1 protein-coding gene is annotated in these 216 nt (G+C 57.9%); it reads left to right on the top strand.

The genetic code is table 11. The features are described 5' to 3' along the window. On the top strand, positions 1 to 216 hold a 216-nt coding region (locus AAC147_RS08905; protein ID WP_047686377.1), incomplete at both ends, for an AMP-binding protein.

The raw sequence follows: 216 nt of genomic DNA, 5'->3' as shown, positions 1-216 counted from the left end.
GATGGACAGGGCAATCTGTCCCCGATTGGCGCGCCGGGAGAACTGTATGTCGGTGGTGCCGGGGTGGCACGGGGGTATTTAAACCAGCCTGAACTGACGGCTGAACGGTTTGTGGTCAACCCGTTTGCTACGGATGAAGACAAGGCACGAGGTTATACCCGGCTGTATAAAACCGGGGATTTGGTACGCTGGCGGCCGGATGGCAAGCTGGACTAT

The organism is Xenorhabdus sp. NBAII XenSa04 (genome assembly GCF_963866145.1).
In the GTDB taxonomy this organism is placed as follows: Bacteria; Pseudomonadota; Gammaproteobacteria; order Enterobacterales; family Enterobacteriaceae; genus Xenorhabdus; species Xenorhabdus indica.
This window is presented reverse-complemented; position numbering and strand designations above follow the sequence as displayed.